This is a genomic window from Rhodoligotrophos sp. CJ14 (genome assembly GCF_038811545.1).
Lineage (GTDB): Bacteria > Pseudomonadota > Alphaproteobacteria > Rhizobiales > Im1 > Rhodoligotrophos > Rhodoligotrophos ferricapiens.
This window is the reverse complement of record NZ_CP133319.1, coordinates 3,076,556-3,097,993: the sequence shown is the minus strand read 5'-3', so window position 1 is coordinate 3,097,993 and position 21,438 is coordinate 3,076,556. Positions and strand designations below refer to the sequence as shown.

At 64.5% G+C, this 21,438-nt stretch carries 22 protein-coding genes; 10 read left to right on the top strand and 12 right to left on the bottom strand.

Features of this window, described 5'->3' with window-relative positions; all coding sequences use genetic code 11:
- Positions 1-7: 7 nt before the first annotated feature.
- Both dsbG and RCF49_RS14400 read right to left on the bottom strand, forming a co-directional pair.
- Positions 8-805: a thiol:disulfide interchange protein DsbG gene (gene dsbG / locus RCF49_RS14405; RefSeq protein ID WP_183319020.1), complete on the bottom strand. Its 798-nt coding sequence runs from the start codon at positions 803-805 to the stop codon at positions 8-10.
- 296 nt (positions 806-1,101) lie between these two features.
- Positions 1,102-1,545, bottom strand: a complete 444-nt coding sequence (locus RCF49_RS14400) for a TIGR01244 family sulfur transferase (RefSeq protein ID WP_342640508.1) — start codon at positions 1,543-1,545, stop codon at positions 1,102-1,104.
- Between the two features lie 294 nt (positions 1,546-1,839).
- On the opposite strand from RCF49_RS14400, the gene RCF49_RS14395 reads away from it, so the two are divergent.
- The gene (locus tag RCF49_RS14395; protein WP_432807289.1) at positions 1,840-2,001 is read left to right on the top strand and encodes a hypothetical protein; all 162 of its coding nucleotides are present in this window, start codon (positions 1,840-1,842) and stop codon (positions 1,999-2,001) included.
- A gap of 13 nt (positions 2,002-2,014) precedes the next feature.
- Here RCF49_RS14395 and RCF49_RS14390 read toward each other — a convergent pair whose 3' ends face one another.
- Positions 2,015-2,587 carry a DsbA family protein gene (locus RCF49_RS14390; protein ID WP_342640507.1) on the bottom strand — a complete coding sequence of 191 codons (573 nt, stop codon included), beginning with the start codon at positions 2,585-2,587 and terminating at the stop codon, positions 2,015-2,017.
- Between the two features lie 201 nt (positions 2,588-2,788).
- On the opposite strand from RCF49_RS14390, the gene RCF49_RS14385 reads away from it, so the two are divergent.
- The 3 genes from RCF49_RS14385 (at position 2,789) to RCF49_RS14375 (ending at position 5,982) form a co-directional block, all read left to right on the top strand.
- Positions 2,789-3,454, top strand: a complete 666-nt coding sequence (locus tag RCF49_RS14385; protein ID WP_183319028.1) for a winged helix-turn-helix domain-containing protein — start codon at positions 2,789-2,791, stop codon at positions 3,452-3,454.
- Positions 3,451-4,857, top strand: a complete 1,407-nt coding sequence (locus RCF49_RS14380; RefSeq protein WP_183319031.1) for an ATP-binding protein — start codon at positions 3,451-3,453, stop codon at positions 4,855-4,857. The genes RCF49_RS14385 and RCF49_RS14380 overlap by 4 nt, the downstream gene beginning before the upstream one ends.
- Before the next feature lie 240 nt (positions 4,858-5,097).
- Positions 5,098-5,982 carry a LysR family transcriptional regulator gene (locus tag RCF49_RS14375; RefSeq protein ID WP_342644201.1) on the top strand — a complete coding sequence of 295 codons (885 nt, stop codon included), beginning with the start codon at positions 5,098-5,100 and terminating at the stop codon, positions 5,980-5,982.
- A 686-nt stretch (positions 5,983-6,668) separates the two neighbouring features.
- On the opposite strand, the gene RCF49_RS14370 is transcribed toward RCF49_RS14375, so the two are convergent.
- From RCF49_RS14370 to RCF49_RS14360, 3 genes are all read right to left on the bottom strand, one after another.
- A complete protein-coding gene (locus tag RCF49_RS14370; protein WP_183319085.1) occupies positions 6,669-7,106 on the bottom strand; it encodes an OsmC family protein in 438 nt (145 codons plus the stop codon).
- Positions 7,107-7,379: 273 nt separating this feature from the next.
- Positions 7,380-8,003 (bottom strand): peroxiredoxin, encoded by a 624-nt coding sequence (locus RCF49_RS14365; protein ID WP_246373340.1) that lies wholly within the window; start codon positions 8,001-8,003, stop codon positions 7,380-7,382.
- Positions 8,004-8,178: 175 nt separating this feature from the next.
- Positions 8,179-9,081 carry an MBL fold metallo-hydrolase gene (locus RCF49_RS14360; protein WP_183319081.1) on the bottom strand — a complete coding sequence of 301 codons (903 nt, stop codon included), beginning with the start codon at positions 9,079-9,081 and terminating at the stop codon, positions 8,179-8,181.
- A gap of 105 nt (positions 9,082-9,186) precedes the next feature.
- On the opposite strand from RCF49_RS14360, the gene RCF49_RS14355 reads away from it, so the two are divergent.
- Positions 9,187-10,098 carry a LysR substrate-binding domain-containing protein gene (locus RCF49_RS14355; protein ID WP_183319089.1) on the top strand — a complete coding sequence of 304 codons (912 nt, stop codon included), beginning with the start codon at positions 9,187-9,189 and terminating at the stop codon, positions 10,096-10,098.
- Between the two features lie 130 nt (positions 10,099-10,228).
- On the opposite strand, the gene cydX is transcribed toward RCF49_RS14355, so the two are convergent.
- From cydX to RCF49_RS14325, 6 genes are all read right to left on the bottom strand, one after another.
- A complete protein-coding gene (gene cydX, locus RCF49_RS14350) occupies positions 10,229-10,375 on the bottom strand; it encodes a cytochrome bd-I oxidase subunit CydX (RefSeq protein ID WP_183319079.1) in 147 nt (48 codons plus the stop codon).
- A gap of 17 nt (positions 10,376-10,392) precedes the next feature.
- Positions 10,393-11,550: a cytochrome d ubiquinol oxidase subunit II gene (gene cydB / locus RCF49_RS14345; protein ID WP_183319077.1), complete on the bottom strand. Its 1,158-nt coding sequence runs from the start codon at positions 11,548-11,550 to the stop codon at positions 10,393-10,395.
- A 5-nt stretch (positions 11,551-11,555) separates the two neighbouring features.
- Positions 11,556-13,133: a cytochrome ubiquinol oxidase subunit I gene (locus RCF49_RS14340; protein ID WP_183319075.1), complete on the bottom strand. Its 1,578-nt coding sequence runs from the start codon at positions 13,131-13,133 to the stop codon at positions 11,556-11,558.
- 80 nt (positions 13,134-13,213) lie between these two features.
- Positions 13,214-14,905 carry a thiol reductant ABC exporter subunit CydC gene (gene cydC / locus RCF49_RS14335; protein ID WP_183319073.1) on the bottom strand — a complete coding sequence of 564 codons (1,692 nt, stop codon included), beginning with the start codon at positions 14,903-14,905 and terminating at the stop codon, positions 13,214-13,216.
- On the bottom strand, positions 14,902-16,680 hold the full coding sequence (gene cydD / locus RCF49_RS14330; protein ID WP_432807405.1) for a thiol reductant ABC exporter subunit CydD: 1,779 nt from the start codon (positions 16,678-16,680) through the stop codon (positions 14,902-14,904). Before cydD ends, cydC begins: the two co-directional genes overlap by 4 nt.
- A 5-nt stretch (positions 16,681-16,685) precedes the next feature.
- On the bottom strand, positions 16,686-17,258 hold the full coding sequence (locus RCF49_RS14325; protein ID WP_183319071.1) for a GbsR/MarR family transcriptional regulator: 573 nt from the start codon (positions 17,256-17,258) through the stop codon (positions 16,686-16,688).
- Between the two features lie 213 nt (positions 17,259-17,471).
- Between RCF49_RS14325 and RCF49_RS14320 the strand changes: the two genes are divergently transcribed.
- The 5 genes from RCF49_RS14320 (at position 17,472) to RCF49_RS14300 (ending at position 21,426) form a co-directional block, all read left to right on the top strand.
- Positions 17,472-17,711: a DUF2798 domain-containing protein gene (locus RCF49_RS14320; protein ID WP_183319069.1), complete on the top strand. Its 240-nt coding sequence runs from the start codon at positions 17,472-17,474 to the stop codon at positions 17,709-17,711.
- A 73-nt stretch (positions 17,712-17,784) separates the two neighbouring features.
- Positions 17,785-18,564: a glucose 1-dehydrogenase gene (locus RCF49_RS14315; protein ID WP_183319068.1), complete on the top strand. Its 780-nt coding sequence runs from the start codon at positions 17,785-17,787 to the stop codon at positions 18,562-18,564.
- Positions 18,565-18,749: 185 nt separating this feature from the next.
- Entirely contained in the window at positions 18,750-20,276 is a 1,527-nt protein-coding gene (locus tag RCF49_RS14310) for an acetyl-CoA hydrolase/transferase family protein (protein ID WP_342640505.1), read from the top strand.
- A gap of 164 nt (positions 20,277-20,440) precedes the next feature.
- Complete coding sequence (locus RCF49_RS14305) at positions 20,441-21,070, top strand: HAD-IC family P-type ATPase (protein WP_342640504.1); 630 nt, start codon at positions 20,441-20,443, stop codon at positions 21,068-21,070.
- Complete coding sequence (locus tag RCF49_RS14300; protein ID WP_342640503.1) at positions 21,064-21,426, top strand: hypothetical protein; 363 nt, start codon at positions 21,064-21,066, stop codon at positions 21,424-21,426. The genes RCF49_RS14305 and RCF49_RS14300 overlap by 7 nt, the downstream gene beginning before the upstream one ends.
- Positions 21,427-21,438: the final 12 nt, after the last annotated feature.

Sequence of the window (21,438 nt, the reverse complement as noted above, 5' to 3'; positions counted from 1 at the left end):
ATACGGCCTAAAGCGGCCCGAACACGGTCTCGAGGGCGGTTCCCCGGGGGGCGCCGGCCTGCACGTTGAGGGAACCGTCGCTGCCTCTGGAAACGAGCCCCGGCGTGCCGCTGAAGCCCAGCCGCCTCATCAACTCGACATTGCTGTTGAGTTTGGCGTTGGTGTCGGCGGATATGGTCGCAAGAGGGGCGATGCCGCCGCTGGCATGGTTCAGTTCATTCTGAGTGAGCGCGGCCTGCTGATCGGATGCTTCCAGGATCGCGGCCGCCTTCCCGGCAGAATCGGCGCGGATCACGCCGACCATGATATGACGTAGCTGGATCTTGCCGGCCTCCACCCATGGACGCGCCGAGCGCCATAGCTGGTTACAGTACGGGCAGTTCGCATCGGTGAACACATAGACGACGCGCTCCGCATTGGGGTTTCCGTCCTGAACCCAGGCCGCGGCCTCGAGCGCTGCCCAAGCCTCGCGCTCGATCGGTTCGCTCGCCACCCGATTTAACTCGGCGTCAGCGACGGAACTGCCGCGCGCATCGATCAGCGCGCCGATCAGCGCGTAGTTGGAGTCCGGCATGACATAGATGGCCACCGGCTGCGTGCCCGAGCTCGCGGCGAATGCGCTCAATCCTCCCGGGACATCGAGAGGACCGTGGACGGCCAGGCCCCGTTCCTCGAGAGCCTGCAAGACCGCCTCCCCCTCACGGCCAGCATCTGCCGAGGCCGTGCCGCTGTCGTCATTGCAGCCTGCGAGGCTCGCTGCGAAAGCGGCAGCGAGCAGAAGCTTCTTCAATTCGATCATGCCCATTGAGACCGTCGCGTGCAAAACTCAGAACGTTGGCGTCCTCTCCCTGCCAGCTTAAGACAGCATTAGGAGAGACGGCGGCCTCCGCAGGTGGACGCCGTGCGCGGTTGGGTGTCGAAAATACATTCAACCATCAGGACCTGCTCGACGAATTGGCGAGGATCCCGTCGGCGTGTTCGGTCCTGGCAGCTCCGGGCTTCTCGGCGCAGGCGAGGACCGGATCGATGATGGCGCATGATCTGATCGCCGGATCGCCGGCGACGCACCGGACGGCCTCAAGTGCGAGGATCGAAGAAACCCTACATCGTTGGTTTGGCTGGACCTCGACTCACAGCGATCCGGACTTGGGCGTGGTCCGGTGCGGTCCCGCTCGCCGTGGCGACGAACTTGTCATTCTTGAATCCCGGAACGTCCGCGTCGCCGGCCAGCACCCACATGTAGAAGGAACGCGCGCCGGAATGGCAATGCGCCAGGACGGGGCCGTCCGACGCGACGATGGCTTCGGCGAAACGGCGAGCATCGTCCGCCGTCATCAAGGTGCTGGTGACGGGGATGAACACGTAGTCGAGACCGGCCGCCCTGGCCGCCGCTTCTTCCACATCGGTTCCCGGCTGTGACGGGTCCTCGCCGTCGGGACGATTGTTGATGACGCTCCTGAACCCGAGGCGACGCAACTTAGCGAAATCGTCGGGCTGAAGTTGCCCCGCGACGGAAAACTTCTCTGTGACCGGAATGAGCTCCATGGGATGCCTGCTTGACTATTGTCGACATGGATTACACAGTTACATAAAATCAGAAGTAACGATCTGAAAATGGGAAAATTCAATGGAAGCTGCCGTGCATCCGCAGGAGCCGAAGGCGCTGCAGCTCAAGCACCACATCATCATCGTCGGTGGAGGAGCCGCCGGTATAGCCGTTGCGAGTTCAAGCGACCGAGGCGTGATCTCGACATCGCCGTCGCGGAGCCCTCGGAGACGCATTCGTACCAGCCGGGCAGGGATGCGGTCTCGACGGCAAATGCCCAGACGGCTGCAGCCGTGCGGCTTCAGTCTTCCGTGGTGGCCAACCTCCTGTCCGCCTGCGATGGCAAGTCGTTTCCGAAGGCCTATGACGGCTATGGCTCGTGCCCGCTGACCGTCGCGATCGGCAAGATCAAAGGCAGCAGGATCGACAGCAAACATCGCGAGCGGGGGTGGTGAGCACGTGTTCGTCTCACTGTCCCTCTGCCTGCCGCTTTCGCGCGTCCGCCACAGCCAGTTTGAAGCCTTGATAGTCCAGGGTCGAAGTCTGGAAGGGCCCAATGAGGTAGGCTGGCGTGCCCGAGAAACCGATGGCATCGGCCTGCGCCATGTTGCGCTTGATGATGGCGTCGATTTCAGCTGCCTTGGCTGTCATGTCCGCGTCGAGGCGGCGCATGTCGATGCCCGCGGCCTCCAGACCTTCGCGCATTTTCTCCCTTGGGACGCCGACCCCGGGAATGCCCATCAGCGCGTGGTGCGCAACCTCGTATTTGCCCTGATATTTGGCGGCGAGCGCCATGGTCGCGCCATCGATCGAGGTCGGCCGGATCACCGGCCAATCCTTGTAGACGAGGCGGATCTTGCCGTCTTCCTTCACGACGCGAGCAAGGTCGGGCGCGGACTTCTTGCAGTAGGGGCAGTTGTAGTCGAGGAAGGCCACGATCGTCAGGTCGCCGCGGGGGTCTCCGGAAACCGGGGCCGCGGGGTCATTGAGAATCATTTCCTTCGAAACGTCGGCGTGTTGCGCGAGGGCGGAGCGTTGCATGAGAGGCACTGCGAGAGCCGCGCCTCCCATGGCGACCATGGCGCCGCGACGCGTGAGAGCTGGCATACGGAATCTCCTTTCGATCGTGAGAGGGACAGGCGGCATACCGCCTGGAGCCGGGATCCACGCCTGCCACCTTAAGGCTGGCTTAAGGTCGGCACCCGATTGCGACTGTTCTGACGGAAGCTGAGTAAAGTTGTCATGAGGGTTTTGGTCGTCGAAGATGACGCGGTGCTGCTGAACGGCCTGCAGGTCGGGCTGGGCCTGGCCGGCTTCACGGTCGACGCAGTCTCCACCTGCGCCGATGCCTCGGCTGCACTAAGAATCTCGGCCTTTGACGCGGTCGTTCTCGACCTGATGCTCCCTGACGGCTCGGGGCTCGGCGTACTGGACGAATTGCGAGGGCGGCAGGTTGGAACGCCGGTCCTTCTTCTGACGGCGCGGGACAGCGTGCCCGACCGGATCGCCGGCCTCGACGCCGGCGCGGACGACTATCTGGGGAAGCCCTTCGATCTGAACGAGGTAGCCGCCCGGCTGAGGGCGCTGACGCGACGCGGCAACGGCGGCACGTCCGCCTGCCGCATCTGGCGCGATCTGCGCCTCGATCCCGCGACGATGGCGGTCTCAAAGAGCGGTGAGGCGGTTCGTCTTTCGCGCCGCGAGTTCTCCATCCTGCATGCGCTGATGGATCGGCCCGGCCAAATCCTGTCGAAGTCGCAGCTCGAGGACCGGCTCTATGGCTGGCAAGAGGATATCGAAAGCAACACGATCGAAGTGCACATCCACAATCTGAGGCAGAAGCTCGGCCCGGGCGTCATCGAGACGGTGCGCGGCGTCGGCTACAAGCTGGCGGAGGCGACCGCGTGACGTCGATCCGGAGCCGGCTCTTCCTGATCCTGATGATCACCACCGGCGTGGTGTGGATGTCGGCTATCGCCTGGATCTATCTCAGCACCCGCGCTGAGGTGGAGCGGGTTCTCGACGCCCGGCTGATCGAGGCGGCGCGCATGGTGAGCTCGCTGATCACCAGCCAGGAGATCGATCCGATGCGCGCAGCGCAGATTCCGGCCATCGAGCCAACCATGCATGCCTCCTACGATCGCCAGCTTTCGTGTCAGATCTGGGCGCTGGACGGGACCCTGGTCGGCCGTTCGGACGCAGCGCCGGCGACTCCCCTATCCGATGCCAAGGATGGCTTTTCGGAGACGCTCATCGATGGAGAGACCTGGCGCGTCTATGCCGTGGTCAACGCCGATCTGGGCATGCGCGTTCTCGTCGGGGACAATATGCGCGTTCGCGACCGGCTGGTCGCCGATGTCATCCGGGGCCTGGCCCTTCCGGCACTGCTGATCCTGCCGATCCTGGCCGGGCTGATATGGCTGAGCGTCAGGAAAGGCCTCGGGCCTCTCAACAAGATGGCTCATGCGTTGGAGACACGTCCGGCGTCCGATCTGAGCGCGCTGCCGGACGTGGACACGCCCTCCGAGATCAAGCCCGTCATCCGCTCGCTCAACGGGCTGTTCGGACGCGTCCATGCGGCCCGCGAGCGCGAGCGCGACTTCACGGCTTTCGCGGCGCATGAACTGCGCACGCCGGTTGCGGGACTCAAAACCCAGGCGCAGGTCGCGCTGGGTAGCGACGATCCCGACATTCGGCGCAACGCGCTGCGCCAGATTGTGGTCGGAGTGGACCGGACCTCTCGGCTGATGCGTCAGCTCACCGACCTGACGAATGCCGAGCGGGGCGAAGCCGATGCCGACGGTCGTCGCGTCAACCTGGGCAAGCTGGTCGGCCAGCTCGTCGACGACATCCGCCAACACTACTCGGACGCGGTGCCGATCGAGATCGACGCCAAGCTGAACGATATCTATCTTCAGCTCGACGCGTCGCTGTTCATGCTGGCGGTGCGCAACCTCATGGAAAATGCCGTGCTGCATTCCCGCAACGACGGCGTCGTCCGTTGCGGAGTGAGGATCGATGGCGACGCCGTCGCGGTGACCATTGAAGACAACGGCCCCGGAATCCCCGAAGACGAGTTGCCCAAGGTTTGCGAAAGGTTCTACCGCGGCCGCAACAAGACAGCGATGGGAAGCGGTCTCGGGCTCGCGATTGCCGAGCTGGCGGCGAAGCGCCTCGGCGGGAATGTCAGTCTCGGGAACCGTTCCGAGGGCGGTCTTCGCGCGGAGCTGCAATTCAGCAAAGCCATGCTGTCGCGAGCGCCCCGCGCCGATCCCGATCGCGCCGAGAACAGAGCAATCAGCTGCTCGTAGTAGAAGGTACAGCTTCTGACTACAGCCTACGCCACGGCCCGGACCTGCGGCACCCAGCCCGAGAAGAGGACTGTAAGGGCAAATGGCGCATTGCTTGTGCGGCCGATTCTAACGACGAAAGGTCAGCTCGCCCGCGTGTAGGAAATGTCCGGAAGGGGCGGAATGTCGAAAGGAAAGCATCCGCGAGAAGCGACGTCGTCAGATCATTTTGGCAAGGCCAAAGACTTTGACTTCAGGCAAATAAGATATGTCTTGGCCGCCGCAGAGAGCACGAGCATTCGGGGCGCGGCGGATCTTCTGGGTGTGGAACCGTCTAGTGTCAGCAAAGCTATACGAGATTTCGAGAATCGAACAGGTGTCGGACTGTTCGAGCGTGGCCAGTTTGGCACTCGGCTGACCGAAGCAGGCCGGCAGTTCATTGAGCAAGCGGTCCCGGCGATTCGACAGATCTGGCAGGCCATCCAGTGCGCGGAAGCTGCGGGGCGTGTGGAGACCGGCAGGCTGCGGGTCGGGGTGATCACGACGCTCGCCGGAGGATTTCTGCGGGAGCTCCTATGTAGATACGAGGCTGCGCACGCTGGAGTCCGGCTCGATATTCGTGATGGCGGGCGTCAGGACCATATTCGCACCATTCGCGCCCATCAGCTCGACGTGGGATTTTTTACGGGCAACGGCGAGGTGAAGGGGTGCAATACGGTGGAGCTCTGGCGAGAGCGGGTCCATATCGCCCTGCCTCGGTCCCATCCATTGTCCCGGCTCGAGAAGCTCGATTGGTCGCAGTTGGTCGATGAAGTGTTCATCGTATCCCGATTTGGTCCCGGACCGGAAATCCGTGACTACATCGTGCGGAGAATCTGTGACTACAGCACCTATCCGATGGTTGAATATCACGATGTGCATCAGGAGACCTTGATGCATATGGTCGCCATGGGCAAAGGAATAACGCCGGTCGTCGAGGCTTGGAGGGGGGTGACCATCCGTGACCTCAGCCTGGTCCCTCTTAGCGCAGAGGCGGATATTGTTCCTTTCAGCGCCGTCTGGTCTCCTGCAAATGACAATCCGAGCCTGCAGCGCCTGATCAGCTTTGCACGCGAACTGGCCAAGCAAACCCGCGCAGACCGGTAGTCGAGGCTCTATGACGCGCCGCATTGCCGAGACATTGCCAAATCACAGCTCTTCTTCTGAGAAGATCTACCAAACCCGGCGACCGTCGACACAGCGCAATCATGCCGAGGGGATAGGCGGCATGATGGCGTGGCTGGACGACGGGGTCGCAGTGACTCGACCACCATGCCTCGCTCTATCCCGACAGCATCCGCCATCTGATCTACTACAACGGTTCCTATGGTGGTCCCGGGGGCGGATGGCGACTGTAGGCGGAGTTCGGCGCTCACCTATCACCATCGGGGGCAGGCATAGGCATGGTTATCCGCACGTCGGAGAATACGCGCTTGTGCGCCCCGGTCGCGAGATGCCTTTTAATTTCGGTGCCGACAGCCGACAAATACAAGACTAAGAACTTCGTCGACACGGTCGTCTACCGTGGTGCCGATGCGGTCAGCGGCTGGGTGTTCTCCGGCTACATGCTGCGCCAGCATCGCCGAACCGAGATGAAAATGGCCACGCTTGATTGCCTGAGAGTGGGTCAGCACGGATGCGGCGGGGATGGCGAAGGTGTTCGACCTGAATGGGCCGTCGCTGCTGCTTGCCCCACCCCATGGCGTCTTCGACACGAACGCCGATCGTGCAACTATGGAGCGGTAGGTTGGCGCGGTCGAGAAGAGCCCTGAATTCGCCTTGGTAGAGACCGTTCAACTCACTCCGCTCGCCTCGACCGTGAGCACCTCGATCCCGGCCTCGAGGGCGAGACCGACCGGGCACTTTTGCGCTATTTTGATGAGGGCGTCGCGCTGCTCGTCGGTGAGCGGACCGACGAGCACGATGCGTCGTTCCATGGCGTGCGGCCTGGTATCTGAAGAGACGCCCGTGGCGCGCACGTGCTGGACGGATACCTGGACGTTTTCAAGCGGCCAGTTCTTTCTGCTCGCGTACATGCGGATGGTCATGGCCGTGCAGGCGCCAAGACCGGCCATGACGAACTCGAAGGGATCAGGGCCGGTGTCCTCGCCACCAAGCGCCTGCGGCTCGTCCGCGCCGAGGACATGGTGACCGATGCTGACGAACTGACCGTAGGGGCCGTGACCACTCTCCTCTATATGAACGATATTGCGATCGGTTGTGACAGACATATGCGGCTACACTCGCTCGTTGAACATCTCAATTGAATCGGCGCCGTTCGGCCATTGACGGGGCAAGCAAGCGCTTCAGCCTCCGAGGTTGCTTTTCGTGATGAGCTCGCCCGGTGAGAGACCGATGCTCGCTTCGGCGCGATGCTTCTCGCGCGTCGGCCCATTTCTTCGGCCGCATCCGTCCTTGCGGGCTTCCGCCCCGTCGAGGCCGCTCTTGTCGCCGGAGGCAACAATGTCGGGACGTCCCTTTGGGGAACGTCCCGAAGCTGATTGTCAGGCGACGGACTTCATGGAGAAGTACCAGTCTGTCGTCTCGAGGCCGTCCTTCATGCGGCTCTCGCAGGCCTCGACGGTCTTCGGTGCACCGACCAGAACCTTCTCGCCGGGCTGCCAGGCCTCCGGGGTGGCGACGGAATGGGCATCGCTGGTGCGGAGCGCTTTCACGAGGCGGAGGATCTCCGCGACGCTGCGGCCGTTGGTCATCGGGTAGTAGACCATGGCCCTCAGGATGCCATTGGGATCGATGATGAAGGTCGCGCGCACGGCGGAGGTGTCGGAGGCGCCCGGATGGATCATGCCGTAGGCCCTGGCGACCGTCATCGACAGATCCTCGATGATCGGGAACGGGATATCGACCTCGAACTTCTCCTTGATGTTCCTGACCCAGGCTAGATGCGAGAAGATGCTGTCGATGGAGAGACCGAGCAATTCGCAATCGAGCGCCTTGAACGCGTTGGCAGCCTTGGCGAAGCCGATGAACTCGGTGGTGCACACAGGCGTGAAATCGGCCGGGTGGGAGAACAGCACGAGCCAGCGCCCTTTATAGTCCGCAAGCGAGCGCTCGCCATGCGTCGTGTTGGCCTTGAAGGCTGGCGCCGGTTCGTTGATGCGGGGCATGGCCGCGGAGCCGGTTGGCTCGGTCGATGCGTACGACGAAGTGGCGGCGCTTGGCGCCGGGCTCTCGCTGGCCGTCGGCGTCGGCTGGGGTCTGGTATCGGAGCAGCTCATAGGGTTGTCCTTTTCGTTGTGGTTGAGCGGGGTGCGGGGTGATTCTGCTGCGGATATCCGGCAGTCAGAGAGCGTCGATGGGAACCTTGAGGAAGCGCTTGCCGCTGGCATCGGGCGCAGGCAGTTCGCCGGCCTTCATGTTCACCTGGATCGACGGAATGATGAGCTTGGGCATGGCGAGGGTCGCGTCGCGGGCCGTCCGCATGGCGACGAACTCGTCTTCGCTGATGCCGTCGCGCGCGTGCTTGTTGTGCGCGCGCTCCTCACCGACCGTGGTTTCCCATCGGATTTCCCGCCGGCCGTCGGCACCATAGTCGTGGCACATGAACAGGCGCATCTCAGGAGGAAGGGCGAGCACCTTCTTGATGGAGCGATAGAGTTCGTGTGCATCCCCACCCGGGAAATCGGCGCGAGCCGTTCCGCTGTCGGGCATGAACAGGGTGTCGCCCACGAAGGCGGCATTGCCGACGACATGGGTCATGCATGCGGGCGTGTGGCCGGGCGTGTGCATGGCGAACGCATTCATCGTCCCGATCGTGTAGGTGTCGCCGTCCTGGAACAGCCGGTCGAACTGGCTGCCGTCCCGCTGAAACTCGGTGCCTTCGTTGAAGATCTTGCCGAAGGTGTCCTGGACGATGGTGATGCGGTCGCCGATGCCCAGCTTGCCGCCGAGCTTCGCCTGGATGTAGGGCGCGGCCGAAAGATGGTCGGCGTGGACGTGCGTCTCGATCAGCCACTCGACGGTCAATCCATTCCTGGTGACGAAGTCGATTATCTCATCGGCGGACTCGTAGGCGATCCGGCCGGCGGCGTAGTCGATGTCCATCACCGAATCGACAATGGCGCACGCCTTGGAGGCCGGGTCCTTGACGACGTAGCTGATGGTGTTGGTCGCCTCGTCGAAAAACGGCGTTACGTCTGGACTGACCGAGAGATCGACTGGATAGGAAGCTGGCTTCGGGCCCATCAGATGATCCTCCTTCGAATATTGCTCTGCGCCTCATATACGATATTGCGTAAGTTCGTAGAAATGAATTATTCTGGCTTCAGTTATCGAAGGAAACGATTGCCGGTGAAGCCGCTCCCGAATCTGAGGCAGCTGCGCTATCTCGTCGCCCTGGCGGATCACAGCCATTTCGGACGGGCGGCGGATGCATGCGGGGTGACCCAGTCGACGCTCAGCGTTGGCATCAGGGAACTCGAAGCCGTGCTCGGCGTCACGCTGGCCGAGCGCACGAAGCGGACCGTCTTCATCACACCGGCCGGTCTCCAGATCGCCGAGCGGGCGCGCCATCTTCTCCAGGAGGCCGAGGCGCTCATCGAGATGGGTGCGAGGGCAGCCCTGCCTTTGACCGGTCAGCTCGCCCTCGGGGTGATCCCGACGATCGGGCCGTTTCTTCTTCCGAGGCTCCTGCCCTACATCAGCGGGCGATATCCGGAGCTGAGGCTGGTGCTGCGGGAGGACAAGACGGGGGCTCTGCTCGAGCGGCTGGCGGCGGGCCGGCTCGATCTGCTGCTCATGGCCTTCCCCTATGACGTGGGCGGCTTCGAGACGATGGCCCTGTTCAAGGATCCCTACTGGTTCGCCTGCAGCCCTCAGCATTCGCTCGCCGATGCGCAATGTCTGAGCGAGGATAACCTCAACGGCGAGCCGCTTCTGCTCCTGGAGAAGGATCAGTGCCTTCACAGCCATGCATTGCCGTTCCTGGAGGCGGCTCCCCGACGGATGCAGACGACCTTTTCGGCGACCAGCCTGCACACGCTGGTCGCTATGGTCGCCGAGGGGATGGGAGCGACCCTGCTTCCCGAAAGCGCGCTGTCCGCGGGCATTCTCAAAGGCAGCCCGGTGGTGACGCGGCCGCTGTCGGACCAGGCCAATGCCCGGGAGATCGGCCTGTGCTGGCGCAGGCAATCGATGCGCGGCGAGGAGTTTCGTGCCCTGGGACGGCTCATCCAGACCTGGGCCAAAGGCCAGCAGGGGTGAAGCGAGGCCGCCACGCGGCATGGCATCCGCCCTTGGCATGCGCCGCTGAACCATCGCCGCTGCGGCATGGCAAAGCGACTGCCGCCGCTGGAAGACGCCAAGACGCCACCGAAAGGTGACGTCCCGGGGCTCACCGGTCCGGGCGGGCGTGTCCGGCCGCGGGCAGCGGCTGCGTCGGCTTCTTCGCCGTGTCGTCCATGAGCTCGTACCACATCGCATTGAGGACGGCGAACGCCGCCGCCAGCGGCAGGCCGAGAAGCCAGGCGAAATACCACATTGCAACTATCCTTTCCGTCAATAGGCGTGACCGTTTCCTTCGCGGATGCCCTTCTCGTCCACCTTGCCCCACAGGACGCGATAGACCCACGCGGTATAGGCGACGATGATCGGCACGAAGACGACGGTCACGACCAGCATGATGAAGAGCGTGAGATGGCTCGAGGAGGCATCCCAGACCGTCAGGCTCGACCGGGGGTCGAGGGAGGACGGAAGGATGAACGGGAACATCGACAATCCCACCGTCGAGATGATGCCGAGGATGGAGATCGAGGTGGAGAGCAGTGCCGGGATTTCCCGGCGCGCGCGCATGAAGGCGTAGCCCCCCGCCGCGCCGAGGAAGCCGAGCGCGGGAGCGATCGTCATCCACGCATGCGCGCCATAGTTCTCAAACCAGACGCCTGGCGCCTGCTCGACGGTTTTGCGCAGCGGGTTGGACGCACCGGTCGTGGTGACTTCGCTGGCGATCCGATAGCCGTCGATGCCGAGCCAGAGCCAGACGCCGCCGAGCGCGAACAGGGCGATCGTCACGATGGCGGCGATGCTTCCCCAGCGTCGCGCGCGCTCGGCGACGGGACCCTCGCTTTTCAGGATGAGCCAGGCCGCCCCATGCATGACGAGCATGGCGACCGAGACAAGCCCGGCCAGCAATCCGAACGGATTGAGCAGTTCGAACAGCGTCGTGCCCTCATAATAGATGCGCAGATCGTCGCCGAAACGGAACGGCACGCCCTGCAGCACATTGCCGACTGCCACGCCCATGACGAGCGCCGGCACGAAACCGCCTATGAAGAGGGCCCAGTCCCAGGCCGAGCGCCAGGCCGCGCTGTCGCGCTTGGAACGGTATTTGAAACCGACCGGGCGCAGGATCAGCGCGAAGAGGATGGCGAACATGGCCAGGTAGAAGCCGGAGAAGGACACCGCATAGAGCGGCGGCCAGGCGGCGAAGATGGCGCCGCCGCCGAGGATCAGCCAGACCTGGTTGCCTTCCCAGACCGGCCCGACCGCGTTGATGACGACGCGCCGCTCCACATCACTCCTGGCGACGAAGGGCAGCAGCGTGGCGGTACCAAGGTCGAAGCCGTCCATCACGGCGAAACCGATCAGGAGCACGCCGAGCAGCAGCCACCAGACGACGCGGAGCATTTCGTAGTCGATGAATTGATGCAGGATCATGATGTTCACTCCGCGGCGACAAGGGACGGGGAAACGAGTTCGGCCTCGGCCTCGTCGTCGGGCTCGGGTCCCTTGCGGATCGCCCGGATCATCAGGGCCATCTCGATGACGAACAGGACCGTGTAGATCAGCACGAAGCCGGCGATGGTGACGAGCAGCGTCGCGGCCCCGAGATTCGAGACCGCGGCGGCGGTGGGAAGCACACCTTCGATGATCCAGGGCTGGCGACCGAACTCGGCGACGACCCATCCGAGCTCGGCTGCGATCCACGGCAGCGGGATGGAAAAGACCGCGAGACGCAGCAGCAGGGGATAGCGGTCGAGCCTGCGTCTTGCCGAGAGATAGAAGAACAGGGCCATCAAAGCGATGAAGAAGAAGCCCAGCCCGACCATGATGCGGAACGACCAGAACAGGGACGGCACGTGCGGCACCGTATCCCATGCCGCCTGCGCGATCTGCGCGTCGCTCGCCTGGCGCGGATCGTCGACGTACCGCTTGAGCAGCAAGGCGTAGCCGAGATGCTGGCCGTTGTCCTCGAAGGCCGCGCGAACGTCCGCAGCGACGGCGTTCGGGCCTCCGGCTTCCCGAATCTGCTGGAGCGCGTCGAAGGCGGCGATTCCCCGGCGGATGCGGCTTTCGGCATGGACCACGAGCTCCTCGATGCCCGGGATTTCGGTCGTGAGAGAGCGCGTTCCGATCAGGCCCATGACCCAGGGAATCTTGACTGCGTAATGGGTCTCGCGGGATTGCTGATCGGGCAAGCCGAGGAGCGTGAAGGCGGCGGGAGCCGGTTCGGTTTCCCACATGCCCTCGATGGCCGCGAGCTTCATCTTCTGGTGCTCGGTCGACAGATAACCGCTTTCGTCACCGAGCACGACGACGGACAGGGCAGCCGCAAGGCCGAAGGAGGCAGCAACCGTCATAGAGCGTTTCGCGAGTTCCGCATGACGGCCCTTGAGCGCGTACCAGGCCGAAACGCCGAGCACGAACACCGCGGCGGTGACATAGCCTGCCGAGACCGTATGGACGAACTTCGCCTGCGCCACCGGGTTGAGCAGCACGGCATAGAAGTCGCTAACCTCCATGCGCATTGTTTCGGGATTGAAGACGGAGCCGGCCGGGTTCTGCATCCAGCCGTTGGCGACGAGGATCCACAGCGCCGAAAGGTTGGAGCCGAGCGCCACCGCCCAGGTCGCCACGAGATGACCGACCTTGGAGAGCTTGTCCCAGCCGAAGAAGAACAGGCCGACGAAGGTCGCCTCGAGGAAGAAGGCCATCAGACCCTCGATCGCCAGCGGCGCGCCGAAGATGTCCCCGACATAGTGGCTGTAGTAGCTCCAGTTCATGCCGAACTGGAATTCCATGACGATGCCGGTGGCGACGCCGAGGACGAAGTTGATGCCGAACAACGTGCCCCAGAATTTCGTCATCTGTCGCCAGATCGGCCGGCCGGTCATGACATAGACCGTCTCCATGATGGCCAGCAGCACGGAGAGGCCGAGCGTCAGCGGCACGAACAGGAAGTGGTAGAGCGCGGTTATGGCGAATTGCAGCCGCGAAAGATCAACAATATCGAGTTCCATTGACTTGGTCCGGCTTCGTCCGGCCTCCTTGTCATTACGGCGTCACGCCAGAGGTAGCGCCTGATTGCGGTTGAGCGCCGTCAGTCGGGTCGCAGCGCGGCGAGTGCGGCCACGAAGCCGGGCTCGCCACGCCCGATGACGGCGGTGATGGTTCCCTTGTTCAGGATGACCAGTCGGTCGGCGTTTTCGGCCTCGCGCCGGATATGCGTCGCCACGACGATCGTGCGGCCTGCGGCGCGCGCCATGATGCGCGCCAGCACGTCGCGCGCCGTCGCCCCATCGAGACCTTCCGTCGGCTCGTCGAGCAGCCAGAGCGGCGTGTCACGAAGGAGGAGACGGGCGAGTGCGAGCCGGCGCGCCTGTCCTCCGGAAAGGCCGTACCCTCCTTCCCCGAGGCGCGTGTCCAGACCGTGCGCCATGGCGTCGACATCGCGGCGCAGCCCGGCGGCGTCCAGCGCCTCCCAAAGACGGCGGTCGTCGGCTTGTGGGTCGGCAAGGCGCAGATTGTCGCGTAGGCAATCCTGGAACAGTTCGGTCCGCTGGGTGAAGAGCGTGGCGGAGCGGCATGCGACCTGCCCCGTCTCGGCGCCGATCTCGCCCGCGATGAGGGCAAGCAGCGTCGACTTGCCGGCTCCGCTCGGGCCGATCACGGCGACACGCTCGCCAGCCCGTATTGAAAGCGAGATCGCATGGAGGATCGGGGCTCTCGCGCCGGAATGCCTGACGGTGACATCGGCAAGGCACGCGGCGATACCCGGTGGCGGCGGTGCGATACCGGGTGCCGGCGCCGCCGCCTCCAGACGCGGTGCGATCCGCCGTACCGCAAGCAGCGTGCGGCCGAGTTCGACGGATCCGCGCCGCAGCGCCGCAAAGGGATCGAGCGCGGCCAGGGCTATGAGGAGAGCGAGGGCGGCGACCGGCGCGGCGAACATGCCTTGTCCGGCCAGAAGCCCCATGGCCACGAGGACGGCCGACAGGAGAAGCGCGCCGGCAGCGCCGAAGGCGATGCTGGTCATCGTTTCGATGCGGTTCAGTGCGTCGTCACTGTCCGACAGGTAGCGGTCTACGGCGCCGAGCTCGCCTTGGCGATCGGCGAGCTGCCCGGCCATGATCCATTCGGTCTGGCCGGCGATGAGGTCGATGACCCGCGAGCGCAGGATCTCCAGGGCATAGGCCCTGCGCCGGGCCGGCCGCCTCGCAGCCACCGCCGCTGCGATCGGGATGCCCGTCCCGACGACAACCAGAAAGATGGCGGTCACCGCGCCGAGCACGGGATGCACCAGCGCCAGGGCGACACCACTCGTCAGCGCCACGGCGAGCGCGGCGGCGATCGGGACGGCGACCCGCAGATAGAGCGAGTCGAGCGAGTCGATGTCGAGCGTGAGGCGGAAGAGAAGACGGGCGGGACGCTTGGCGAGTTCGCCCGCCACCCCTGCTCTTGCCCATCCCCGGAACAGGCGCTCGCGCAGTTCGGCGAGAACGCCGAGCGTGGCGTCATGCGTGGTCAACCGCTCGCCGTAGCGGGCGGCCGTGCGCGCCAGCGCCAGGAAGCGGATGCCCGCGGACGGCGCAAACACGTCGAAGGCGAGCGCGGTCGCAACGGACAGACCCGCGATGGCTGTCGCGGTGATGAACCAGCCGGAAAGGCCGAGGAGCGCCACGCCGGAAAGCGCCGTCGCCGCCGAAAGCAACAGTCCGGAGAGCAGCATGGGGCGGTTGCCGGTGAGGAACAGCCGCGCGACCGGAAGTAACTGGCGTGCACGAGCGATCATGCGGCGTCCTCCAGCGGCGAAGGCGCCAGGCGCACGATCCGGTCCATGCGCGCCGCGAGCACCGGATCATGGGTGGCCACGATCAGCGTGCGGCCACGGGCAAGCGCAATCAACGCATCGGCGATCGCCGCTGCGGTCCTGGTGTCGAGATGGGCGGTGGGCTCGTCGACGAGGACCAGCCCAGTCTGCGGGGCCACGGCCACGCGCGCGAGCGCCAGGCGGGAAGCCTCGCCGCCCGAAAGCCCGACCCCGTTCTCGCCGACCGGAACGGCCCCTCTCCTGGCCGCAACCTCTTCGAGACCGACGCTTTGCAGCGCGCTCTGGATGGCTGCCCTGCCGACGTCGGACCGACCGAGGGAGACATTGCCGGCGAGCGTGCCGGCGAAGACATGCGGTGTCTGGCCGATCCAGGCAATGCGGCGGCGCAATAGCGAGGCATTGCGGTCCGTCAGCGTCTCTCCAGCGATGACGATGCGCCCGCTTTCGGGAAGGGAGAGACCGGCAAGCAGCGCAAGCAGTGTCGATTTTCCCGTTCCGCTGGGCCCGAGCAGTGCGACATGTTCTCCCGCCGCGACCGTGAGCCCGAAACCATCGAAGACCGGCGCGCGCTGTCCGGCATGACGGAAACGGAGGTTCTCGACGCGCACCGAAAGCGGCGCCAGCGAGGATGGCTTGTCCGCCGACGCCCCGTCAGCGGCGCCGGGAAGCCGTTCGCCTTTCTGGGCGAGGCGCTGCAGGGCTTCGAGCGCGGCCTCGCCGGCAGCGCGGTCATGCCAGACGGCGGAGAGGTCGCGCAAGGGCTCGAAGAAGGCGGGCGCCAGCAGCAGGATGAACAGGCCTTCGCTCAGCGAAAGCTTGCTGCCCCATGCGCCGAAGGGAAGCTGGCCGAGAAGATGGAAACCGACATAGACGGCGACCATGGCGACGCCGAGCGCGGCGAAGAGCTCGAGCACGGCCGAAGACAGAAAGGCGATGCGCAGCACCGCCATGGTGCGGGTGCGCAGGCTCTCGGCGTCGGTTCTCAGCCGATTGGCCGTCAGATCGACGGCATCGAGCGAACGGATCGTCGCCAGGCCGCGCAGCCTGTCGAGCAGAAAGGCATTCATGCCGCCCAATTCGACAAGCTGCGCCTCGGAGGCTGCTTTGGCGCGCCATCCGATGAGCGCCATGAAGATCGGGATCAGCGGCGCGGCGATGAGGAGGACGAGAGCGGCCACCCATGACCAGACGAAGACGCAGCCAAGGATCGCAAGGGGAACGATGCTCGCCCGCAGGCGCGCCGGCTGGAAACGCGCAAGATAGGGAACGATCGCCTCGGCCTGCTCGCCGAGCGTGCTTGCGGCCAGCCCGGATCCCGGGCGCCCGGCATCGAGCGGCGAGCGCGCGGCCAGCGTCGCGAGCGCGTCGCGACGATGATGGGACAGGAGCGCCCGCGCCTGGCGATAGGCGACCCGGCCGCCGAGCGCGTCGACCACGGCCCTGACGATGCCGAGCGCCAGAACGCCTCCCGCATTGATGAGCACGGCGTCGATGTCGCCACCGGCGGCAATGTCGCCGACCGACAGGCTGATGAGCGCGGCCTGCGGTATCCAGAGCAGCGAGGCGGCGACCTGAAGCGCCGGTCCCAAAAGCGTCCGCGCAGACCGTTTCGGTCTGTCGTCCGAGAGACCCTCATCAGCAAGAGACGTCGATCCGGTGCGGGCACTGGCGGAGGGGCAGGACGCCGCCGGCGGCGTTCCCGAACCCGATCGCATGTTGATGGTGCCCGCCCCGATCACGATCACGTCTCCCCGGAGCGCGGCTTCTTGCGGCCGATGGAGACGATCTTGTCCTTGGTCTCCAGAAGCTTCGTCACTTTGGAACCGAGGCTCAGAAGCGTTGCGAGGCGGTCGGTTTCTAGCCGCTTGACATCGTCGTACCAATTGGTCAGACGCTCGATCAGGCCGTGCATCTCGGCCATGCGCTGCTGCGCGAAGCGCTCATTCTCGTTGCCCGGCTGCTGCATGAGGATTTCGCGCAGGACCGAGAGCGTCGGGTCGATCTCGCGCTTTTTCCGCTCCTCGGCGAGGGTGCGAAGAATCTGCCAGACGTCGTCCGGCGTGGTGAAGAAGTCGCGTCGATCGTCGGGCAGGTGCTTGAGCACGACGAGGTCCCACCCCTGCAACTCGCGCAGGCTCATCGACACGTTGGAGCGCGAAATGCCGAGCGCCTCGACGATCTGGTCGGCACAGAGCGGTTCGGGCGAGACATAGAGAAGCGCATAGATCTGGCCGACGGTGCGGTTGATGCCCCAGCGGCTGCCCATTTCGCCGAAATGCAGCACGAAGGCCTGGACGAGTGGCGGAAGGTTCATACTCGCGTATCCTGAAGTTTCAAAAATTTCTGAAACTCCTATACGCGCGATGACGTACCTACGCAAGTGCGAAGATACACTTGTTCGTCGTGAACCGCGGACAGTGCGCCTGATCGACGCCCTCAATGACGGTGATGCGAATTATTCGTTTCTACGCATTTGCGCAGTATCGTATATTTTGAGGCAAAGTCCGTCTGCATCATGGTTGTTGGAATGGCGTTCCTGCCGAGGAAATACGAAAATCTGGCCTTCGCGCTGCTGCTCTCCGGGATACAGACCTTCATCATCTCGGGGATATCCACGGCGCTCGCGGTCGGCTGGTCGGCCGAGCTCGTCTCCTTCTGGGTGCGGGCCTATTTCTCGTCCTGGGTGATCGCCTTCCCGAGCGTGCTGGTGGTCGCGCCGCTCGTGCGCAGGATTCTGAAGAAGATCATGCTGGAGCCCGTACGATAGCGATTGACCGGGATCAAAGTGGTTTGCCAAGCAACAGCGAATATTCAAAAGGCATCGTGGAAAGGAAATTGTCATGGGACGTGTTGAAGGAAAGGTCGCCATCGTCACGGGTGCGGCTCAGGGTATCGGCAGGGCGACGGTCGAGTTGCTGGCGCGCGAGGGGGCGAAGGTGTCGATCACCGACATCAAGGATGCGGAAGGAGAGCAGGTGGCCAAGGGCATCCGCGATGCCGGCGGCGACGCCTTGTTTGTTCACCATGACGTGACGGATGAAAGCGCGTGGGAAGCGGCGGTGGAGGCGACGATCAATCGCTTTGGTCGCGTCGACATCGTCGTCAACAATGCCGGCATCGCCAAATCCTGCCCGCCCGACGAGCAGACCTATGAAGACTGGCGCAAGCTGATGAGCATCAACCTCGACGGTGTCTATCTGGGGACGAAGCACGCGATACTCGCGATGAAGCGGAATGATCCCCGCCCAGGCGGCTCGATCATCAATCTCTCCTCGATCCTCGGGCTCGTCGGCGATCCGCTGCTCGGCGTCTATAATGCCTCGAAGGGCGGTGTCCGGCTCTACACCAAGTCTGTGGCTCTCTACTGCGCCAAGGAGAAGCTCAATATCCGCGTGAACTCGGTCCACCCGGGCTACATTTGGACGCCGCTGGTGGACACTTTGGTAAGTGAGGATGGGGAGGCGGACGAGGGACGCAAGGCGCTCGACGCGCTGCACCCGATCGGCCACGTAGGCGAGCCGAACGACATCGCCTATGGAATCCTCTACCTCGCATCCGACGAGTCGAAGTTCGTGACGGGCTCGGAACTTGTGATTGACGGCGGCTATACGGCCCAGTGAGAAAGACAGGCCCGGATGCGCGCTGCCACTGGGATGGAGGATACGCGCAGGAATGATGACGCCAGGCAATCGAAGCATTGCCGGTAGCGCGAAGCGGGTCAGCCAGTGCGGCTGGCCCGCGAGAACGACAAGCAGCTGTTGCCTGGGGCGGCCAGGACCGACGGCGACAAGCGGGGGAAACACGCATGCATCAGGATCGGGTACGCCGTTCCGACCTTCGGGATCTGGTGGTCAGCGCGGAGGAAGCCGCGCGCCTGATCAAGGACGGCATGACGGTCGGCATAAGCGGCTTCACCCGCGCCGGCGAGGCCAAGGCGGTGCCGATGGCGCTCGCCGAGCGCGCGCGAACCGAGCCGCTGAAGATCACCCTGATCACCGGTGCGTCACTCGGCAACGACCTCGACAAGACGCTGGCGGAGGCTCATGTTCTCGCCCGCCGCCTGCCGTTCCAGTCGGACCCTGCATTGCGCAAGGCGATCAACAACGGCGAGGTGATGTTTATCGACCAGCACCTGTCGGAGACCGTCGAGCTGCTGCGCAGCCGCCAGATGGGCCCGGTCGACATCGCGGTGATCGAAGCTGTGGCCATTGCCGAAGAGGGCGGCATCGTGCCGACGACGTCGGTCGGCAACTCGGCGAGCTTCGCCATTCTCGCCGAGAAGGTCATCGTCGAGATCAACCTCTCCCAGCCCGCCGCGCTCGAAGGTCTCCACGACATCTACATCCCCACGCACAGGCCTGCCCGCGAGCCGATTCCGATCGTCGCGCCGCAAAGCCGGATCGGACTGCCCTTCATTCCCGTCGACCCGGGAAAGATCGCGGCCATCGTCATCACGACGAAGCTCGACAGTTCCTCGAGCGTGCTGCCGCCCGACGCTGAGACGCGCGCGATCGCCGGGCACCTGACGGAGTTCTTCCTGCACGAGGTGAAGAAGGGCCGGCTCACAGAGCGCCTGCAACCGTTGCAGGCCGGCATCGGCACCATTGCGAATGCGGTGCTGCACGGGCTGATCGACACGCCCTTCCACAATCTCACCATGTATTCCGAGGTGCTGCAGGATTCGACCTTCGATCTGTTCGATGCCGGCAAGCTCGATTTCGCCTCCGGCTCGTCCATCACGCTCTCGGCGGCGAAATACCAGGTCGTGCTGCCGGAATTGCCCCGGTACAAGCAGCGGCTGATCCTGCGGCCGCAGGAAATCAGCAATCATCCGGAAGTCGTGCGCCGGCTCGGCATTATCGGCATCAACACCGCGCTGGAGTTCGACATCTACGGCAACATCAATTCGACCCATGTCGGCGGCACGCATATGATGAACGGCATTGGCGGCTCCGGCGATTTCGCGCGCAACGCCTACCTGTCGGTGTTCGTCACCAAGTCGACGGCCAAGGATGGTTTCGTGTCGAGCGTGGTGCCGATGGTGAGTCATGTCGATCACACCGAACATGATGTCGACCTGGTGGTAACCGAGATCGGTCTTGCAGATCTGCGGGGGCTGGCGCCACGCGAACGCGCCCGTTTGATCATTGCGAACTGCGCACATCCGGCCTATCGCGACGCACTCTCCGACTATTATCGACGCGCGCTTGCCCGCGGCGGCCACACTCCGCATGTCATCGAGGAAGCGCTCTCCTGGCACGCGAAACTGCGCGAGTGCGGCAGCATGCAATCCGAACCGGCCTCCGTCAGCGCGCAAAGCCTGGCCGGGTGAACGGACCGGATCATCGGCCGGCGTGGCTCTGGCGATCGTCGGATATCGAGACCGCCGCCTGCGTGCCAGGGTGAGTTCGAAGGTTGCGGGCCGCAGATCGCGTCTGACGAGGGGCAGGCTGCGCGCGCTTGCCGCCGAACACGCGAAGGAGAAACTGCATTTCGATGGATATGGCGCAGCGATCGCATGCCCTGCCGGCGGAGGAGGTGGTCTCCGCGCTCGGCTCGTACCCTTCCGGCCTGTCGGCGCAGGAGGCTGCGCAGCGCCTTCGGAAGCATGGGCCGAATGCCCTCCCGCCGCCGACCGGGCGCCATCCCGTCTTTCGTTTCCTGGCCCAGTTCAACAGCGCGCTGATCTATTTCTTGCTCGCGGGCGCGGGCGCGGCCTGGGCCCTCGGACACTTCGTCGATGCCGGCGTCATCGTCGCCGTGGTGCTGATCAACGCCATCGTGGGCTTCGTTCAGGAGGGCAAGGCCGAGGACGCGCTTGCCGCGATCCGCAAGATGATCTCGCCGCGGGCGCATGTCCTGCGGGCCGGGCGGCGCCAGAGTGTGCCCGCCGCCGAGCTCGTGCCGGGCGACGTCGTGCTGCTGGAGGCCGGCGACCGCGTGCCGGCGGACCTGCGGCTTCTGCGCGCACGGGGTCTGCTCCTTGAAGAGGCGGCCCTGACCGGCGAATCCGTCGCCAGCGCCAAGGCCGAAGGGCCCGCGCCGGCCGACGCGGAGCTGGGCGACCGCACCTCCATGGCTTATTCGGAGCGATGGTGGCGGCCGGACAGGGCACCGGGGTGGTGATCGCCACCGGCGCCGCCACACAGATCGGCAAGATCAGCACCCTGGTCGGCAGCGTCGAGGAGCTGGCCACGCCGCTGCTGCGGCAGATCAACCGTTTCGGCCGCCGCTTCACCTTCATCGCCATCGCGGCGGCGCTGCTTTTGTTCCGGTTCGCGGTCGAGGTGCGCGGCTTCGTCTGGCAAGAGGCGCTGATTGCGGTCGTCGCCCTCGCCGTCGGCGTGGTGCCGGAGGGGTTGCCCGCCGTCATCACGATCACGCTCGCCATCGGCGTGCGGCGGATGCCCGTTGTGCTGGAAGACCGACAAGAGCAAATGCCCCGCCGGCCAAAAGGAAATCTCGTCTTTTCATTGTCGTAGTCCTCCCCCGTT